Source organism: Gemmatimonadales bacterium (assembly GCA_036500345.1).
GTDB lineage: Bacteria > Gemmatimonadota > Gemmatimonadetes > Gemmatimonadales > GWC2-71-9 > Palsa-1233.
The window spans coordinates 1-17,207 of sequence record DASYCE010000025.1 but is presented as its reverse complement, the minus strand read 5'-3'; the positions used below and the strand labels follow the sequence as shown (position 1 = coordinate 17,207).

At 64.4% G+C, this 17,207-nt stretch carries 17 protein-coding genes; 6 read left to right on the top strand and 11 right to left on the bottom strand.

Features of this window, described 5'->3' with window-relative positions; genetic code table 11:
* Positions 1-19: 19 nt before the first annotated feature.
* Positions 20-1,129, bottom strand: a complete 1,110-nt coding sequence (coxB, locus tag VGM20_10705; protein ID HEY4101331.1) for a cytochrome c oxidase subunit II — start codon at positions 1,127-1,129, stop codon at positions 20-22.
* A 131-nt stretch (positions 1,130-1,260) separates the two neighbouring features.
* Positions 1,261-1,953, bottom strand: a complete 693-nt coding sequence (locus VGM20_10700; GenBank protein HEY4101330.1) for a M15 family metallopeptidase — start codon at positions 1,951-1,953, stop codon at positions 1,261-1,263.
* Between the two features lie 186 nt (positions 1,954-2,139).
* On the opposite strand from VGM20_10700, the gene VGM20_10695 reads away from it, so the two are divergent.
* From VGM20_10695 to VGM20_10685, 3 genes are read left to right on the top strand one after another with little or no spacing between them, the layout of a single operon-like run.
* Positions 2,140-2,616: a GreA/GreB family elongation factor gene (locus VGM20_10695; protein HEY4101329.1), complete on the top strand. Its 477-nt coding sequence runs from the start codon at positions 2,140-2,142 to the stop codon at positions 2,614-2,616.
* The gene (locus VGM20_10690) at positions 2,617-2,991 is read left to right on the top strand and encodes a co-chaperone GroES family protein (protein HEY4101328.1); all 375 of its coding nucleotides are present in this window, start codon (positions 2,617-2,619) and stop codon (positions 2,989-2,991) included. It abuts the gene before it with no gap.
* On the top strand, positions 2,988-3,392 hold the full coding sequence (locus VGM20_10685) for a DUF983 domain-containing protein (protein ID HEY4101327.1): 405 nt from the start codon (positions 2,988-2,990) through the stop codon (positions 3,390-3,392). Before VGM20_10690 ends, VGM20_10685 begins: the two co-directional genes overlap by 4 nt.
* Here the strand turns inward: VGM20_10685 and VGM20_10680 are convergent.
* From VGM20_10680 to VGM20_10665, 4 genes are all read right to left on the bottom strand, one after another.
* Entirely contained in the window at positions 3,389-3,898 is a 510-nt protein-coding gene (locus VGM20_10680) for a hypothetical protein (GenBank protein ID HEY4101326.1), read from the bottom strand. The two genes, VGM20_10685 and VGM20_10680, sit on opposite strands and share 4 nt — an antisense overlap.
* 22 nt (positions 3,899-3,920) lie before the next feature.
* Positions 3,921-5,246, bottom strand: coding sequence for a hypothetical protein (locus VGM20_10675; protein ID HEY4101325.1), 1,326 nt, complete (start codon positions 5,244-5,246; stop codon positions 3,921-3,923).
* A 33-nt stretch (positions 5,247-5,279) separates the two neighbouring features.
* The gene (locus VGM20_10670; protein ID HEY4101324.1) at positions 5,280-5,894 is read right to left on the bottom strand and encodes a hypothetical protein; all 615 of its coding nucleotides are present in this window, start codon (positions 5,892-5,894) and stop codon (positions 5,280-5,282) included.
* 99 nt (positions 5,895-5,993) lie between these two features.
* A complete protein-coding gene (locus VGM20_10665) occupies positions 5,994-8,324 on the bottom strand; it encodes a TonB-dependent receptor plug domain-containing protein (GenBank protein HEY4101323.1) in 2,331 nt (776 codons plus the stop codon).
* 426 nt (positions 8,325-8,750) lie between these two features.
* Here VGM20_10665 and VGM20_10660 point away from each other — a divergent pair, with 426 nt between their 5' ends.
* Complete coding sequence (locus VGM20_10660; GenBank protein ID HEY4101322.1) at positions 8,751-9,818, top strand: radical SAM protein; 1,068 nt, start codon at positions 8,751-8,753, stop codon at positions 9,816-9,818.
* Positions 9,819-9,899: 81 nt separating this feature from the next.
* Here VGM20_10660 and VGM20_10655 read toward each other — a convergent pair whose 3' ends face one another.
* Positions 9,900-12,191: a M28 family peptidase gene (locus VGM20_10655; GenBank protein HEY4101321.1), complete on the bottom strand. Its 2,292-nt coding sequence runs from the start codon at positions 12,189-12,191 to the stop codon at positions 9,900-9,902.
* Positions 12,192-12,278: 87 nt separating this feature from the next.
* Positions 12,279-13,238, bottom strand: coding sequence for an NAD(P)H-quinone oxidoreductase (locus VGM20_10650; GenBank protein ID HEY4101320.1), 960 nt, complete (start codon positions 13,236-13,238; stop codon positions 12,279-12,281).
* 99 nt (positions 13,239-13,337) lie between these two features.
* Between VGM20_10650 and VGM20_10645 the strand changes: the two genes are divergently transcribed.
* Complete coding sequence (locus VGM20_10645; GenBank protein HEY4101319.1) at positions 13,338-14,006, top strand: YceI family protein; 669 nt, start codon at positions 13,338-13,340, stop codon at positions 14,004-14,006.
* Between the two features lie 43 nt (positions 14,007-14,049).
* Here the strand turns inward: VGM20_10645 and VGM20_10640 are convergent, their stop codons facing one another.
* Complete coding sequence (locus VGM20_10640) at positions 14,050-14,646, bottom strand: hypothetical protein (protein ID HEY4101318.1); 597 nt, start codon at positions 14,644-14,646, stop codon at positions 14,050-14,052.
* Between the two features lie 41 nt (positions 14,647-14,687).
* Between VGM20_10640 and VGM20_10635 the strand changes: the two genes are divergently transcribed.
* Complete coding sequence (locus tag VGM20_10635; GenBank protein ID HEY4101317.1) at positions 14,688-15,680, top strand: DUF72 domain-containing protein; 993 nt, start codon at positions 14,688-14,690, stop codon at positions 15,678-15,680.
* A gap of 12 nt (positions 15,681-15,692) precedes the next feature.
* On the opposite strand, the gene VGM20_10630 is transcribed toward VGM20_10635, so the two are convergent.
* A complete protein-coding gene (locus VGM20_10630) occupies positions 15,693-16,340 on the bottom strand; it encodes a hypothetical protein (GenBank protein HEY4101316.1) in 648 nt (215 codons plus the stop codon).
* A gap of 75 nt (positions 16,341-16,415) precedes the next feature.
* The coding region (locus VGM20_10625) for a 4-hydroxy-3-methylbut-2-enyl diphosphate reductase (GenBank protein ID HEY4101315.1) at positions 16,416-17,207 on the bottom strand (792 nt) is incomplete at its 5' end.

Below are 17,207 nucleotides of genomic sequence, written 5' to 3'. Positions count from 1 at the left end.
TCTCAGTATCCTCGTCCCGTCAGCGCATCGTGCGCAGGTACGCGATCAACGCCGTCACGTCATCGTCCGACACCGGCAGCGGCAGAACCATCTTGACATCGGGCTTCACCTTCTGCGTGTGCTCGATCCAGTCGCGCAGGTTGGCGTCGGTATTCGGCAGCCATCCAGCCCCGATCATCTTGCGCGTCCCGATGCCGCTCAGGTTCGGGCCGATCGTCGAGAGCAGGTGCATCGATGAGATCGAATGGCAGGTCGTGCAGGCTTTCGCCGTGAAGAGCTGGCGGCCGTGCGCCACCAGCGAATCCTGCGCGGTGGCCGGTACCGGCATCATCGACGCGGCGGTCGCCGCCGTCGCTCCCATCGGGAGCCCGTTATACGCCATCGCCGTGTCGCTGAGCCGGCGATTGACGAACGCCTTGAACGAGTCGGGCGAATCAACCATCAGGTAGAAATCCATCCGCCCGTGTTCTGTCCCGCAGAACTCGGCGCACGCGCCAGGAAACGCGCCGGTCACCTTCGCCGTGAACCAGAGCCGGGTCTCGCGATTCGGGAAGACGTCGCGCTTGCCGGCGAACTGGGGCACCCAGAATGAATGGATCACGTCGATCGACTTCATGCGGAGGTCAACGGTCCGGTTCACCGGAACGTGGAGCTCGTTCGCGGTCGTGATCCCCAGTTCGGGATACCGGAACTCCCAGAACCATTGATGACCGACCACTTCCACCTTGAGCGGCGGCTGGCCGTCAGGAGAGCTGGCCGGCACCTCCGCCGTCCTGAAGATCGTCTGTACCGTCGGCACCGCGACGATCGCGAGGACCACCGCCGGAATGATCGTCCAGACGATTTCCACGACGGTGCTGCCATGGATCTGGTGCGGTTCGGCGTCGTCGGGCTTGCCGCGGAACTTGAACACCGCCCACAGCAGCGCGCCTTCCACCAGCACGAAGACGATGGTCGCCAGGTAGACCGTCTTGGAGAACACCGCGTCGACCATCTGCGCGAAATCGCCGCGCGGGTCGAGGGTGGACTGCGGATAGGGGCCACCGCAACCGGCGACGAGCACCACCGCAAGGACAGACAACAGACCGAGTGGTTGCAACCACCGTCGCGGCACGCGCAATTGTCGCATCAGCAATACATCCCGGCTTCGGGTTCCGTCGATGGGAAGGCGCTCATCACAGGGATTTCGGGGGTACAGGATACCCGGTTGACGCGTTTCGGTCAAGAAAAACGCGCGTGCGACATCGCGCGCACGGCGTGTCACCAGCGCTCCAGTGGCAGATCGAACGGCACCGGATCGGGAACATCGAACGAGAAATGCCACCACTCATCGACGTAATTGACGAAACCAGCGCGGCGCATCGCGTCGCCTAGGATCTTCCGGTTCGCTGCCTCGGCTCCCGACGCGTTCGCCGTGTGCGCCCGCTCGGAGAATTCGTCGAACCCCGTCCCCATGTCGAGCTCGCGTCCGTCCGCGAGCCGGACCACCGTCAGATCGATCGCAACGCCCTGATTGTGTCGCGAATGGCGCGCGATGTAGCCCTGATCGAGCAGATCGACGCGATGATTCGCCTCGCACCAGGCGACCATACCGAGGGTAGCACGGACCGGGCGATAGCCATCCCAGACCTTGAGTCCCATCCCGTGACGCTCGAGATCGCGTTCCACACGCGCGAGCGCAACGGCGGCTTCCCGCCGAAGGAGTGGCCTCGCGGCACCGTATCCCGGCAGCACCGTGCCGGTGAAGTTATCGGGGGTGGCGTAGCGCAGATCGAAACGAACACCCGGTGCCGCCGTGGCTAGATCGGCCAACTGCATCCGCGCGACCGAGTCTGGGGCTGTCGCCTGAACCGGAGCGTTCGCCTGGGTCGCCTGGATCGCCTGGGACGCAGCCGCAGCGGGGTGGCCCGCCGCGAGTACTGCGAGCGATGCCATCGCAAATCTGGTCACCATCCCGCCAATCTAGCGCCCGGTGGCGCGGCAATGGTCCCCCTTTCCCGGGGAACCGAGTACTATTGATGAGATCACCAAGCGGTCCATCCGGGACGAGCCGGATGGACCGTACCTTGTTTTTCGAGTCCTCACCAGCACTCGGTCCGTTCCGGCCGCCGTGCCGCGGACCTTGCCAGGAATAGCAGCATGATCCGGGAAATGCGCGAACAACTCGGCCGCGAGATCGAGGAGCTCACTCACGAACTCGCCGTCACCCTGCCGCAGGCGATCGCGACCGCCGTCGAAATGGGCGATCTGCGGGAAAACTCCGAGTACAAGGCGGCGCTGGAGCGGCAGCAGTTCGTCCAGGCACGCCTCGGTCAGCTGCACCAGCGGCTCAATCAGCTGACCCAGCTCGCCAACACCGAGGCCCCAATCGACCGCGTTGGCCTCGGTTCACGGGTCAAGGTGGAGGACGTGAAGACGGGAGAGGAAGAGGAATACACCCTCGTCCTCGCGGAGATGATGGACATCGATGCCGGTCACATTTCGCTGGCATCGCCGCTGGGCCGCGCCCTCAAGGACCGGCAGGTCGGCGAGGAAGTGCAGCTGCAACTTCCCACCATGCGCCGCCAGCTCCGCGTGACCCACCTCGTGACGATCCATCAGCAGGGCGGCGCCTGAGTGGATCCGTTTCCGAAGGAGCTGATCGTCGTCGGCGACCGGGTGCTGATCACCCTCGAAGACGGTGAGGAGCAGCGGACTCGTGTTGGGCTCTACCTCCCCGCCAGCGCCGTCGACAATCTGGCGGTGCAGACCGGGCTGATCGTCGCCACCGGCCCCGGAGATCCGCTTCCTGATCCGACCGCCTTCGAGAACGAACCGTGGAAGGTCGACGACCGTCCGGCGCGTCACCGGCCGCTCCAGGCGCGGATCGGCGATCACGCCATCTTCTTCCGCAAGGCGGCGGTCGAGATCACCTTCGAAGATCGGCATTATCTGGTCGTGCCCCAGGCAGCGATCCTCGTCCTGGTCCGCGACACCGTGCCGCTCCCCTGAATCCGGCGGTCGTCCTCCGGCGGGCACTCCTCCTCCAGTGCGTCGCCTGCGGTCGCCGGCCGGTCCTTCTCAGCTGGTTTCTTGAAGCCCCGAACTGTCCGCGCTGCGGATTCCGGCTCGATCGCGCCGAGCGCGGCTACTGGCTCGGCTCGCTCACGGTCAATACCAGCATCACGCTGACTGTAGTAACCGTTGCCATAGTCGTCGCGATCTGGCTCCAGTGGCCCCGTCCCGACTGGACGGCGATCACCATCGGTGCCGTGGTGGTGGCGATCGTCCTGCCGTTCGCACTCTTTCCGTGGACCAAGACCCTCTATCTCGCCCTGGATGTGATCTTTCGCCCGCCGACGGAAGAAGACTTCGCCGCTCCGACCGAACCGCCGCTCAACCTCGAGCGCTAGAGATACCGCGCCGTCGCCATCGCCAGCACCGCGATGATCATGAAGATCGAGCCCACCATGCCGGAGGCCTTGAGTCGGCTCCGAAGCGCGTCGATGCGGGGCATGAACGCTCCGCGGGCTTCGGCCGGAGATTGTGCCATTTCAGCACCGAGCTTCGACATCCGCACCATGGTCGGCTTGATGACGATGACGCCGATCAGGAAGGCAATGATCGCCGCGATCATCCCGGCCGCAATCCCGCTGCCGAACGGCGATCGGAACCAGCTCGGCGTGAAGCCGGCCGAGTCACGATTCACGAGCTCGAGGCCCGCAAGGATCGTGAGCAGCCCTGTCGTGAGGACGACGTCGAAGTAGTGCCGGCGATTCATTTCCTGCACCACGCGGATCCCGTCGGGCCCCGTCGCTGCAAGCGACGGTCCGACCAGGAAGTTCATGAACAGGACGCCGCCCGCCCAGAACACTCCGCAGCCGATATGAACGATTCGCAGGATGATGAGTGTCGCCACCAGATTCTCCTTTTGATTGAAATCAGCGCGCCTTCTTGTCCTGATCCTGCCGATCATCGGCGTCCTTCGTCGGCCCTCCGTCCAGCATCCCCGACCTGGAAACCAGCTGCGCGGCAACGATCGTCTGGATCACGCTCGCGATGTTGCTGGTCGTGGTCTCGGCCGCTCCTGGTCCGCCGCCGCCTGAGATTGTTACCATCTTCGCCGCGGAGAGCGCGTCGGCGATCGCCGGCGCAATCTGTGGCAGCATCTCGATCTGGCGGTACCGGAAGTAGCTCTCGCCGCCGGCCTGGATCGCCTGGTTCACCTTCTGGATGCTCTCGGCGGTCGCGTCGGCGATCTTGCGGATCTTGATCGCCTCCGCATCGGCGGCGGCTTCCGCTTCGAGGCGGACGCGCGCGGCATCGGCCTTGGCCTGGGCGATCTGCGTGGCATCGAGCTCGGCGACGCGCTGCAGCCCGGCGGCTTCCTGCCGCTTCGCTTCGGCCTCGGCAACCAGTGCCGCGTTCGCCGCCTTGGTTTGCTCCAGTTCACGCTGCTTGTCGGAGATCGCCCGCTCGGCGTCGAGCTGCGCCTCCTTCGACCGGCGCGCCTGCATCGCCGCCACGATTTCGGAGTTCGCCTGCGCTTCTGCCGCCGACTGCCGCCGCCGAGCCTCCGCGACCTCCGACTGCACGATCTTGATGTTGAGCGAATTGAAGATCAGCCCGAGATCCGTCAGTTCGCGCGAACACGCCTTGCGGATGATCACCGCGAGCGGATCGTCGTCGTCTTCGATCACCGTCGGTTCGGTCGACACGATAACCGCTGGCTGGATCTTGACCGGCAGCGGCTCGACTCCCGCAGGCGGCGGGAGCAGTGCACGCGACGCACTCGGCGTTGCCTTCGCCGAGAAAAGCTGGTCGTGCGTGAGCAGATTGATCGCGCGGCGCCCCGAACTCGAGAGCAGGTCGGTCAGCGTGCTGAGCTGATCGGCGTCGCTCTTCGAGAAAAACCGGTTCGCCGCCGTGCGAATCAGGACGTCGCTGTCGCCGACCGAGACGATCGCGCTGGCGAGGACCCGGACCTTGATCGGCCGCGGCGTCCCCGTGTCATCGATATCGGCGGTCTGGTCGGTGATGTCGAGGTCGACGTTGATCACCTTGCTCGAGATCGTCGTGCCCGTGGTGAGGAGCGGAATCTCCTTCGATTTCCCCGGCCCTCGATAGATCACCGTGCCGCCCTGGAGCCAGCTGACCATCCGGATCGTTCCCGCTTCGACATTGCGCAGGAAACCCGCGACGACCATCGGAATCACGACGACGACGAAGACCACCCCGCCCACCAGAATCAGCAGCCCCGAATTCATCTCTCCTGCTCCGAATCGAAAAGAGTGAACATCCTACAACGACGAGACCACGCATCGGTGCCGCGCCGGATCGACCTCCTCCACACGCACCAGCTCGCCGGCGCGCACCCGCGCGCCACGGGCGCGATCGGCTTCGGAAAGCGTCGCGAGGATCTGCCGTACCTGGCCATCCACTTCGACCGCCACGATCCCCTGCCCGTTGCGGTCGAAATTCGAGACGACGGTCGCCTCGGCAAAGGTCGCCGATTCAATCGTCGTGGCGGGGTTCGATGCGAATCGCATCGTCAGTTTCCACAGCGGCGCCACCAGCAGCCGCTCGATCGCGATGCCGCCTGCGATCGCTGCCACGAGGAGCAGCGTGCCGCCCACCCATGAATGCAACGCCACACCGATCAATCCGAAGCCGAGGAGTGCGGCAAAGAGATAGCGCGGCGACATCAGCATCCACAGCCCGATGCGCGACGCGCCACCGATCACCGATCCGTAAGCATGCCCTGCTGTCACGTGTCCCTGCCCGGCGTGGCCGCCGTGACTGGCATGCCCACCGCCGTGACCGCGCGCTCCGCCACCGTGCCGCCCGAGTCCGGAGAACGCCATCACGCAAAGACCCACCGCGCCGATGATCAGCGCCAGCTGATAGATGTCCATCCTGCTTCGAAGGTAACGCGTTTTGGCAGCGACGATCGTGATGCACGAGCCCGCCCCCGCCAGTGCGCGGAGACGGGCTCGACAGGGAACCGACGAACGTTACTTCAGCTGATACGACAGTCCGGCGCTGGCGTAGACCCGGGCGCTCGGATTTCCCGGAAGGATGTAGCCGTCGCCGGTCCCTCCGTCCTGACTTTGCGCCAGTCCCTTGTAATTCGGCCCCACGAACAGGAAGGTGTAGTAGGTGCTCCCCGTGAGGTTGTCGCCGCCGACGGCGAGATTGAGCTGCCAGAGAGTGTTCAGCTTCGCCTGGTAGCCAAGCCTGGCACTCAACAGGTTGTAGGAGTGCACCCAGGTGGAGTTGTCGTAGGTCACCGGCACGCGATCGACGAACTGATACGTCCCGTCAAGCGTGAAGCCGCTCTTCGTCGCGGCATCGAGCCCGATCGCGTATCGGTTCTTCGGCACGCGCGCGACGTAGTTCCCCGAAAAATCGACGGTATTGGCGGTGTTGTTGTTGTCACTCTTGAACGAGATGTACTTGGCGTTCGTGTAGGTGTACGACACCCATGGCCGCACCAGCGAGAGCTGCTTCGCCGGATCGGAAATCGCTGCCCAGCTGAGCGAGACCTCGGCACCCTCGTTCCGTTGCTCGCCGACGTTGATCGGCGACGTGATCGAGTTGATCGTCTGCGACGTCAGCTTGTCCTTGTTGTCGAGATCGAACAACGCGATCTGGCTGTTGAGGTGCGGAGCGATGTCTCCCTGGAAGCCGACCTCGTACTGCACCGCGCGCTCTGGCTTGAGAAGCGTGTCGACGGTGCCGTCGGTCGAAATCGCGTTGGTCAGCAGCGGCGGGGTGTAGCCGGTACTCACACTGGCGTAGATCAGTCGGTTCGCCCCGATCCCCTTGGCCACCTCGACGCGAGGGGCGAAGACCGTCGCGAACGAATTGGTCCGGACCACCGTCGTGTCGAACAGCTGATTGTTCTTGAGCAGGTTCTGGATGCTGAATGAATTCTTGATCAGCGAACCGCCGGCGGTCACGCTGAACGCGTGCTGGAATGCGAAGGTCCATTCGGTGAACTCGTACGAATTGACGGCATAGTTCTCCGAAGCGCTCGGCCGCTCCGTGAATGGCGGCGCCGGCGTGATGAAGACGCCGTTGCTCGTCACGTTCGACCGCTGCGCCATCACGCCAAGGCTCCCGCTGATCCCGACGTTCCCCGCCCGGCCGGTATATCCGAATGCCGACCGCACTCCGAAGTTGAATTGCGTCACGTCGGTGAATCCGTGCGCGAACGGCTGATTCGCGAAGCGCGAGCTGCCGAACACCGACGTCGAATTGGTGAAGTGCGCGCTGATCCGCTGGTCGTCGGTGATCCCGGAGAGGACGCTGGTGAGCTGGATATGGGAATTGTTGGCGAGGTAGTTCGCGTCGCTGACCGGCTTCGCCGCGTAGAAATCGGTGCTGTCGATCTCGCCAGCCAGTTCCTCATATGACCTGTTGTATGAGAAGAATCCCCTCAGCGTCGAGTTCGACGAAATCTGGTAGTCCCCCGAGGCGCGCGCGTAGTTCTTCTGCGACTGGCTGTGCGGCCGCCAGGAATCGTCGTTCTGGTAGCCGTAGTTGAGCATGTAATCCGAGGTTCCGTCGGAGCCCTGCAGGTTGGTGTTCGAGCGGATCAACCCTGTCCCGCCGCCGAGGAAGTTCTCGCTGGCGGTGGTCTGACCCGGAGTCGGACGGACCGTCGTCAGCAGCACCGTCCCGCCGATGGCACCGCCATAGAGGCTTGAGGCGGGGCCCTTGATGATCTGCACATTGCCGAGCGACGAGAAGTCGACATCGTCCATTACCGTGTTCCCGCTCGCGTCGGTGATCGGAATGCCGTTGAGGAAGACATCGGCGCCCATTCCGTTCGAATTCGGCGAGTTGCCGCTCACGCTCGGATAGTAGCCGCGGATGTCGATGTGCATTCCGCCGAACGGCGTCCGCGACTGCATGAAGACGCCTGGCACCGTGTTGATCGCGTCGACGAGATCGATACCGTTGAAGCGGTTGAGGTCGTGCCGAGTCACCGTCGACGGAGATGCCTTGGCCTTGGTCGCCGTCGCCTCGAGCCCCTGCAATTCCACCGGCGTCGGCGTGAGTTCGATGCGAATCGACTCGGTCGATCCCGATACCGATACCGACTTCGGCAGATATCCCACGGCCGTCACCGTGATATCTCGGCGGTTCTGGCGGACCACCAACGTGAATTGCCCGGCATCATCGGTCACGGCGGCATTGGTGGTGCCATCGGTCGTGACTCTCGCCCCGGTGACGGCCGAGCCGCTGACGTGGTTGACGACGGTGCCGCGGAGCGTGCCCTGCGCGTGCAGCGTAGCGGGAACCAGGAGGAGCAGAAGGAGCCGACAAAGACGACGCATCGATGTGCCTTCCGAAAAGCAGCAGGATGTGACAGGGGGAATTCGCAGAGCCATCGTTCGTGTCAGCATCCCGACAGCTTTGCGGTGCGGCAGAAGCTAACAAATCTCCGAAGAAATGAGAAGCGCGTACAGACTGAAACACAATGCTGACTTGGACTTACATCTATTTGGCTGGGACAGGGACTCCCAGTGCCTGACCCTCCTGTGAGTCCCCCAGATTGCGCCTCACTTTTGTTCGGCATTTATTCGGTTATGTTGCGGCGCGAGCAGGAGACACCGGTATATGGAAACGCCGCATGAGTCCAACATTCGCATCAGTTCTAACGTGATATCGACCGAATCGGTACCGAAAGTGCCGGTCGCGGCAAACTGTCCCGATTGCGGCTCCGCACTCGCGCACACGTCGGGCTGCGTTTCCCGTCCCGCATGTGGATGGGCTCGCTGCGGATGACGATCTGGCCGGAGCTCGATCGCCGCCAGCGGGGCACCAGCTTCATCGGGATCGAGGCGAAATCGATCGTCAACGCGTCAGCCGCGACGCAGATGATCTTCGCCTCGGTGAACCCCTACATCGGATGCGAGTTCGGTTGCGCCTATTGCTACGCCCGCGACACCCACCGATGGACGGTCGAGCGTGCGACGCAGCGCGATGACGCTGCCGAGGTAGTCCGGGAAATCTCCGCACTTCCCCCCGCCACGGCGTTCGAACGACGAATCCTCGTGAAGCAGAACGCCGCAGCGCTCCTCGCCACGACACTACACCCATCGCGCTTGAGGGGCGATCCGCTCGTGATCGGCACTGCCACCGACCCCTATCAACCTGCCGAACGCATCTTCCGCATCACCCGATCGCTCCTCGAAGTGCTGCTCCAGTACCACGATCTTCGTCTCGGCGTGATCACCAAGTCACCGCTGATCGCCCGCGACGCCGCGCTCCTCGCGCAACTCTCCGAACGTCACAAGGTCACGGTATCGCTGTCGCTCGGTTCGATCGATGCGCCGCTCCTTCGCCGCCTCGAACCTCGCACACCAGCGCCGCACGCACGGTTGCGCGCCATGCGGACGCTCGTCGCCGCGGGCGTTCGCGTGGGATTGCTGATCGCACCCATCCTTCCAGGGATCACCGATGATCGCGCGGCACTCCGCGCGCTGATCGTTGCCGCGAAGGACGCCGGCGCCGCGTGGGTCGCGGGGTCACCGCTCAGGATGGGGCCGGCGACCCGTGCCACGCTCATTCCGTGGCTCCTCCGCGAGCGCCCCGACCTCGCCGCTCGCTATCAACGTCACTACGGCGATCGACACTGGGTCGCGCGGTCGTACGCCGACGCGCTGCATCGGCGGCTCGTCGACCTGCAAACCGAACTGGGCATCGTTCCCGAAGAAGGAAGTCGCGAAAAGCGGAACTTCTCGCGAACCCGGCGTCCGCCGGACCAGCTCGATCTCTGGACGGCGGTGCGTGATCAGACCGCTCGCATGTCGTCGGCACAGACGTAGAACGCCCCGGGCTCAGTCGCCAAGTGTGGCGATCAGCTCCCGGGGCGCTTCGCGGCGCGTGCGCCGCGACCTACACCACCCCTATCTGCGACTGCACACCTTGTCGAGCGCTGGTCGTACCGGACGATTGGCCACATCGACCAGCAGGTCGCGGATGTAGCTGTCGATCAGCGCGTAGTGCGGGTAATCGATGTACTGCGGCTCGTCGGTGTTCTGGTGATAGTCGCCATGCAGGCCGGTGAAGAAGAAGACGATCGGAATGCACTTGTTGGCGTAGTTTGCGTGATCGCTTCGGCCATAGATGTTGTTGTAGCCGGGCCAGGAAACCGGCCTGCCATCGACGCTGAGACCCAACGTCGGATCGTCGAACCGATAGTCGATGCGCAGCCTCTTCGCCGCAGGCTCCGCGGCGTTTACTGCAAGCATCTCGTGATTGAGATCGGCCGACAGGCGCTTCGACCCCACCGCGCCGACGTACGTCGGACCGCCGCCAACCATGTCCTCCGCTCGGCCGCGGCCGATCATGTCGATGTTGATCTGCGTCACGATTGAATCAATCGGCACGGTGGGATTCGCGGTGAAGTACGTCGATCCGAGCAATCCGGCTTCCTCACCGGTATGCCACACGAAGATGATCGATCGCTTCGGCTTGACCGGCATCAGTGCCACCGCTTCGGCGATCTCGAGCACACCCATCGAGCCCGACCCGTCGTCATCGGCGCCGTTCTGGATCGAGTCCAGACGCGGCGTGGGGAAGAGCTTGCGGATCGAATCCATGTTCACATGGATCGTCGCCGACTGTGCCTCGGTCAGCGAGCGAAGGTCGCCCTTCACGACCTGCATCTCGAGCTTGATGCGCGCGTCACGATACGCCTTGGCCGAATCGTGATCTTCCATCCCGCGAATGCCGTTGTGGTCGTTGTGCGCGCCGATTGCCACGAATTCACCCGCAAGCTTCGGATCACTCCCCCGGACGATCCCGACCACGTTCCGCGCCCAGTCACTCGGCTCCTGCACCCAGCCGAGACGGGCCGTGACCATACCACCGGTGGCGCCGGGCTGCGCGCCGCCGATGTCGGCGCCAAGCAGCTTCGCGGCCGCGGCACGGCTGATGTGAAATTCCGCCGCCGGCGGGCCCGTCTCCACCGCAGCGCCCGCACCGCGCCCACCGGCACCGCGCCCGCCTCCACGACCACCCGCGCCCGCACCCCGGCCTCCACCAACCGCGGCGCAGCCGAGAGCCAGCACTTGCGTGCTGTCGAGTCGCGTGACTGTGCCGCGGAAGCTCGCGTTCGCCATGAACTGATTCGCTTCGAGTGCGCTGCGCGCGGCGGCACGCAGTGTATCAGTGCGGTCTACCGCGGTCCTCGCCGAGTCGGCTGACGTCGCCGAATCGGCTTGATGCCTGGCGACAACCATCGCCGCCGTCGTTCCGCTCGGAAGCGTTCCGGCGACGAGGGCTCCGTTGCGCACAATCGCGATCGAATTGCCGTTGGTGACGACGAGATCTCCGGCCACTCCCTTGAATGCCGGGTTCGGCGTCGCGACAGCGGCGGCCGCAAGGAGCGTTGGATCGCCGGCGCCACCGCGGCCACCACCCGCTGCCGTTGCTGCGGGATCAGTGACGCACTGACGGATGATCATGGGCGACAGGTCGACGATGGCGATCCCAGCTGCATCCGGGAATCGCACGGCCCCTGCACCGCCCGCTCCACCACGACCGCCGCCGGCGGCTCCGCCGCGCCCCCCGCGCCCGCCAGCCGGCGCCGTGCATGCTGCGGGTAGCGCCGCAATCGCACCCGCGCCACCGTTGCCGCCGCCGCGGTTGGACCCGCCGCCCGCTCCCGCATCACCAGGCGACATGATGACGAACTTCCCCGCCGCCTGTGCCGGCGTGATCTCCCGCGCCGTATCTCCTTCGACTCCGCCGTAGATCACCGCGACGTTTGCGATCGCCCTCGGCGCAGTCGCGCCGGGCACTGCGACGAAATCCGTGTTGGGTGTGAGCGCAGCGCCGTTCACCGTCAGAGATGCGTTGGTGAAGTGCCGCATGACATACGGCAGGCGCTGGAAGTAGCTCCCGTTGTCACCGCCCGGTTCGACGCCGAAGCGTTTCAGTTCCGACGCGATGTACGAAGTCCCCTTGTAGTTGCCGAGGTGCGCCACCTGCCGGCCGCGCATCGAATCGTCGGAAAAGATGTACAGCCGGGTGCGCAGCTCTTCGGCCGTGATCGCTGCTGTGGTCGGCTTGGCGGGGTGCTTGAATGGATTGCCGTACTTGTTCACTTGCTGGCCATGCGCCGCCGTGATCGACGCAAGCCCAAGCCCTGCCGATAGCGCAACGACGCGCCCCTTCATTCGAGCAGTGAACACGAAGAGCTCTCCGAGGGATGATGTGGTGGCGCGCACCGAGCGGCGCGCGCCATAGAAATAGCGATGCGGCTGTCAAAGCGTCAGGGGCTACCAGCGGAGCACGATCTTCCCGAACGTCTCATTGGCGGCGAGGGCCCGGTATGCCGCTTCGATCTCGCGCATCGGTACCACCCGGTCGATCACCGGCCGCAGCGTACCATCGCTGAACATCGGCAGAATGTTACTGGAGAATCGTGCGGCCAGTTCGATCCGTTCCGGCCGGTCGCGGACACGCATCGCCGTTCCGATCACTTCCAGCCGCCGCCGAAGAATCATCCCGAGGTCGGCACTCGGCGCCTTGGCTCCGGTCATGGTGCCGAGCAGCACCAGGCGGCCCTGCGGCTCGAGCAACGACAGGTTCGCCTCGAACGCCTGGGCGCCGAGCGTATCGACGACGACCTGCACCAGTCCGCCGACGCGGTCGGTCCATTCCGGTTCACTGGTCAGGATCCCGTGCGCCATCCCGAGCTCGGCACACCTCTGCAACTTCTCCGGCGTGCGGCTGGTGCCGATGATGGTGATTGCCAGCGCCCGCCCCAGTTGCGCCGCTGCCGTTCCCACACCGCTGCCGATCGCGTGCACCAGCACTCGATCGCCTGCCACGGCCCGTCCCCGCATCACCATCGCGTCCCACGCCGTCAGGAACGCCTCGGGAATCGCGGCGGCGTCGGTGAACGACATCCCATCCGGAATCGTGATTGCCTCGTCCTCATGCACAGTGAGGCGCTGCGCATGACCGCCGCCGCCAACCAGTCCCATGACGCGATCACCAATTGACCAGCGCCGCACCTGCGAGCCAATCGCGTCGATCGTGCCGGCGTACTCAAGCCCGGGGATATCAGCGGGCCACCCGGGAGGTGCGGGGTAGCGTCCGGCACGCTGCAGCAGGTCGGCACGATTCAACCCCGAGGCATGTACCGACACCGCGACGTCGTTCGGACCCGGCACCGGATCGGGGCGCGTCACGATCTCGGTGACATCCGGCGCTGGATGAGTTACGGCAAGCATCGATCCCTCGAAGACAATTGCCTGTGAGCAAGAACCTGAATGAACCAGTCGACGTATAAGGCTATCATACCGCAGTCGGACGATCGAGGAGAGGCCAGAATGACCGGCAGGGCACTGCTTACGCTGATGATGACGTTGGGAGTTTGCGCGACCGCAAATGGCCAGGCCCGCGCCCGGTCGCCTCGGACGCGATCGACGCCGCCCGCGTCGCTGGTGCCGGCGGCGCAGCGGTTTGTGCTCGCGCCGTCCGGTAACGAGGCCAGCTTTACGGTCCGCGAACAATTGATGACGGTCCAGTCTCCCAGCAACGCCGTCGGAACGACCCACGCAATCACCGGAGGAATCACCGTCCTTCCATCCGGGAAGGTGGACCCCGCACAGTCACGCATCACCGTCGATCTGAGCACACTGGTTACCGACAAGGAAAATCGCGATCGGTGGATCAAGAGTCACACCTTGCGCACCGATTCGTTTCCGAAAGCCGTGATTGTCGTGCGCGATCTTCCCGGGCTACCCGCGACCCTTCCGATGTCGGGCACTTTGTCGCTTCATCTGGTCGGTGATCTCACCATCCACGGCGTGACGAGACCAAGCACCTGGGATGTGACGATGACCGCGAACGGCAATGAGTACACCGGCACCGCGTCAACGCACATCAAGTTCGAGGAGTTCGGCATGGAACAACCGAGGTTGATGATCGTGGTGAGCGTCGTCGATGACGTGCAGCTGCAGTACAACTTTCATTTCGTTCGGTCCGCGACGCCCTGACCTGCTGAGCCACGACAGGCGGATGGCGAAGCTCCCGACCCCGTTACGGCATGTGATTGACCAGCGGGACGTCGGCCGACCACAGGATCTGTCTCGCCCGCTTGACGACCAGGCGCACAGCAGGGTGGTCGAGCTGCATCGCCATCAGGAGCCAGCGACTGTCGATGATGGCAATTTCGATCGATCCGTCGACGTCGCGGACCAGGCCCCTCGCCAGCCGGCTGCACGAAATCACCAGATCGTTGGTTCGCTGGCAGCTGCGAAGGTCCCCGGCCATGTAGACCTCCTTGATCGAACCGAACCGGTGGATCAGCAGGCTGTCGTTCGGCGGCACCACGAGCGCCGTCAGCAGCGCGGCATCGTGACCCAGCAGCGCGACGCGCCACTCATAGCCCGAGAAGAGGTCGGCAACCGGCATTTCCCGGGTGATCGAGTCGGGCGACATGAAGCGCGGAAACCGCACCACGACACCCGAATCGCTCAGCGTTGCGCTGGCGACGCTGTCGTTCCCCTGCGCGACAACCATTGCAGGGCAGACCAGACCGGCCGCGATCACGACCCTGATGATCCGGAACAGATCACCCGGCGAGCGTCGAATCGCGGTCACCATCTTCGCCCAGACTGCGAAGGTTCCGTGCACGGTCGGTCCGATTCCGAGTGAAGCAGCAGTGTGAAGTTATCATGCAGGACCTCCCCCATCGCGGAGATCGATCGCCGATGCACGCCGACGTACCACTCGACGGCACTTCTCCCCCTTCCAGCGATGAGATTCGAGCCCTCGCGACGACGTTGCCGCCCGAAATCCTCTTCGGGACGTCGTCGTGGACGTACCCCGGATGGAGCGGGCTGATCTACCATCGGAAGTATCCCGCCACCGGAGCGGGGGCTCGCCAACTCGAGGAATACGCTCGATGGCCGCTCTTCCGGACCGTCGGGATCGATTCATCCTTCTATGCCCCGCCCACGCCGGCAACGCTGGACGCCTACAGCGCGGCGCTCCCGCCCGGTTTTCGATGCGTCAGCAAGGTCTGGAACCAGATCACGGCGCACACCTTCGCGACCCCGCGATCGGCGCGGCACGGCGAGCGTAACCCCGACTGGCTCAATGCCGAACTGTTCGTTCGCGACGTACTCGATCCGATGCGACAGCACTTCGACGACCACATCGGACCGCTGGTCTTCGAATTCCAGGCGATTGCGCGAAGCAGCGGCGTGGGTGGGAGCGAGTTCGCCGCGGCACTCGACACCTTCTTCGCACAGCTGCCGAGCGACGTGCCGTACGCGGTGGAGGTCCGCAATGCCGAGTTCCTCGTCCCGGAGTACTTCGCCGTGCTCCGCGACCACGGCGTGGCCCATGTATTCAATTCATGGACCCGGATGCCGTCGATCGGCGAGCAGTTCCTCCTCCCCGATGCGATGACTGCGCCGTTCATCGTCGTCCGCGCGCTCCTCAAGCCGGGACGGACCTTCGACGCAGCCATTGATGCATTTGCGCCGTACGATCGCATTCGTGACGTCATTCCGGAGCTCCGCAACGACCTGGTCGCCGTGGCACACACGGCGATCAACCTTCGCATTCCCGCGTACGTGATCGTGAACAACCGCACCGAGGGATGCTCGCCGCTGACGATCGCCGCCGTTGCCCAGATGCTCCTGGCAAGCGCGGCGGCCTAGGGCGCGCCGCCGCTACCCGCCGAGAATCTCCGCCAGCGGAGCCCCGGCGATCAACTCCGCCCCCTCGACATTGCGCTCGGCTGCCGGGGTCCGCGTTCGCCACATCGCCCGCGCCGTCTCGACGTCGTACGCAATCACGTGCAGCGCCACACCGAACGTATTGCACATCGAGCTGGCGCTCTGCTCGAGGCGCGGGCGGAGCAGTTCCAGGCCCGTACGGTCCGATCCGATGACCACGAGGTCGATGCGATCTCCGATCCGTTCCTCCCGTCGCGCCACGCCGCCCACGAGCGCGGCACTGACCACTGTCGTCAGATCGGAGTGACGGAAGGCCGCACGCAACTCGGCCCGAAAGGCAGCGTAGAAATCGCCGTCGGCCTGGAGAAGTTGCATCAGCGTCGGAGCCAGCCGATGCGACGTGCGCAGAAAGACCCGGCGCTCCCTCCCCCCCGCCACTTCCTCAACGAGGCCGATTTCGAGCAAATCATTCAGCGCGAGATCGATGCTCCCGTATGCCATCCCCGAACGCCGGACCACTTCCCGAAACGGCACTGGGACGCTCGCCCGCCAGAGAATCCTGAGAACGGCGATCTTTGCCTGAGTACCCAAGGCCGCAGCGAGCGGATTATGGAGCCAGCCAGTCACAGCGTTCTTTGACATTATTATAAACTAGGCTATTGCCTAGTTTATACAACCACGCCTCAAGACAATACCGATTTGAGTACAACTGGCCCCTTATTTGTCCATGGATACGCCGGCGGTGTCGCACACCCGTGCGACCGTCTCGCCAATCTTGTTGTTGGGGGTAGATGCACCTGCGGTCACGCCGATCACAGCGGCGTTCCGAAGCCAGTCCTCTTCAACGACCTCTTGCTTCGATCCCACCGGTTGATACCGGATCGACCGGTCATCGGCGTGAATATTCCCGGCATCCTCGATATGGTACGTCCGCACGCCGTGGCGCTCCGCGAGCGCGGCCAGCGCACAGGTGTTCGACGAGTTGTACCCGCCCACGACGAGCATCACGTCCACCGGCTCGGCGAGCATCTTCACCACGGCGTCCTGCCGCTCCTGTGTCGCCGAACAGATGGTATCAAAGGCTCGAAAGTGTTCCTGGACATGGTCGTCCCCGTACCGTTGTGCCAGCGACTTCCGGAATTCTCCCGCGATCGCCAGCGACTCACCGGAGAGCATTGTCGTCTGGTTGGCGACTCCGACACGCACCAGATCACGATCGAAATCGAATCCATCGGATGCGGCGTGGCCCAGTGCCGCGACCAGCGAATCGGTGCTGCCGCCGTGCTCGATGTGATCGCAGACGAGCCGAGCCTCGGCCATGTCGTAGACCGTCAGGTACTTGCCGCCCGGATAGCGCTTCACCTGACTCGCCGTCGCCCGCGTCTCTTCGTGATAGTGCTTGCCGTGAATGACAGAGGTGAATCCGTCGCGGGCATAACTCTCGACGCGCTTCCAGACATTGAGCACGGAGCCGCAGGTGGTATCCACCACGATACACCCGATCGCCCG

Bases quoted from the DNA above. Each gene is read 5' to 3' on its own strand.
- coxB (HEY4101331.1), bottom strand. From the start codon at position 1,129: ATGCGACAATTGCGCGTGCCGCGACGGTGGTTGCAACCACTCGGTCTG.
- VGM20_10700 (HEY4101330.1), bottom strand. From the start codon at position 1,953: ATGGTGACCAGATTTGCGATGGCATCGCTCGCAGTACTCGCGGCGGGC.
- VGM20_10695 (HEY4101329.1), top strand. From the start codon at position 2,140: ATGATCCGGGAAATGCGCGAACAACTCGGCCGCGAGATCGAGGAGCTC.
- VGM20_10675 (HEY4101325.1), bottom strand. From the start codon at position 5,246: ATGAATTCGGGGCTGCTGATTCTGGTGGGCGGGGTGGTCTTCGTCGTC.
- VGM20_10670 (HEY4101324.1), bottom strand. From the start codon at position 5,894: ATGGACATCTATCAGCTGGCGCTGATCATCGGCGCGGTGGGTCTTTGC.
- VGM20_10665 (HEY4101323.1), bottom strand. From the start codon at position 8,324: ATGCGTCGTCTTTGTCGGCTCCTTCTGCTCCTCCTGGTTCCCGCTACG.
- VGM20_10660 (HEY4101322.1), top strand. From the start codon at position 8,751: ATGTGGATGGGCTCGCTGCGGATGACGATCTGGCCGGAGCTCGATCGC.
- VGM20_10650 (HEY4101320.1), bottom strand. From the start codon at position 13,238: ATGCTTGCCGTAACTCATCCAGCGCCGGATGTCACCGAGATCGTGACG.
- VGM20_10645 (HEY4101319.1), top strand. From the start codon at position 13,338: ATGACCGGCAGGGCACTGCTTACGCTGATGATGACGTTGGGAGTTTGC.
- VGM20_10635 (HEY4101317.1), top strand. From the start codon at position 14,688: ATGCAGGACCTCCCCCATCGCGGAGATCGATCGCCGATGCACGCCGAC.
- VGM20_10630 (HEY4101316.1), bottom strand. From the start codon at position 16,340: ATGTCAAAGAACGCTGTGACTGGCTGGCTCCATAATCCGCTCGCTGCG.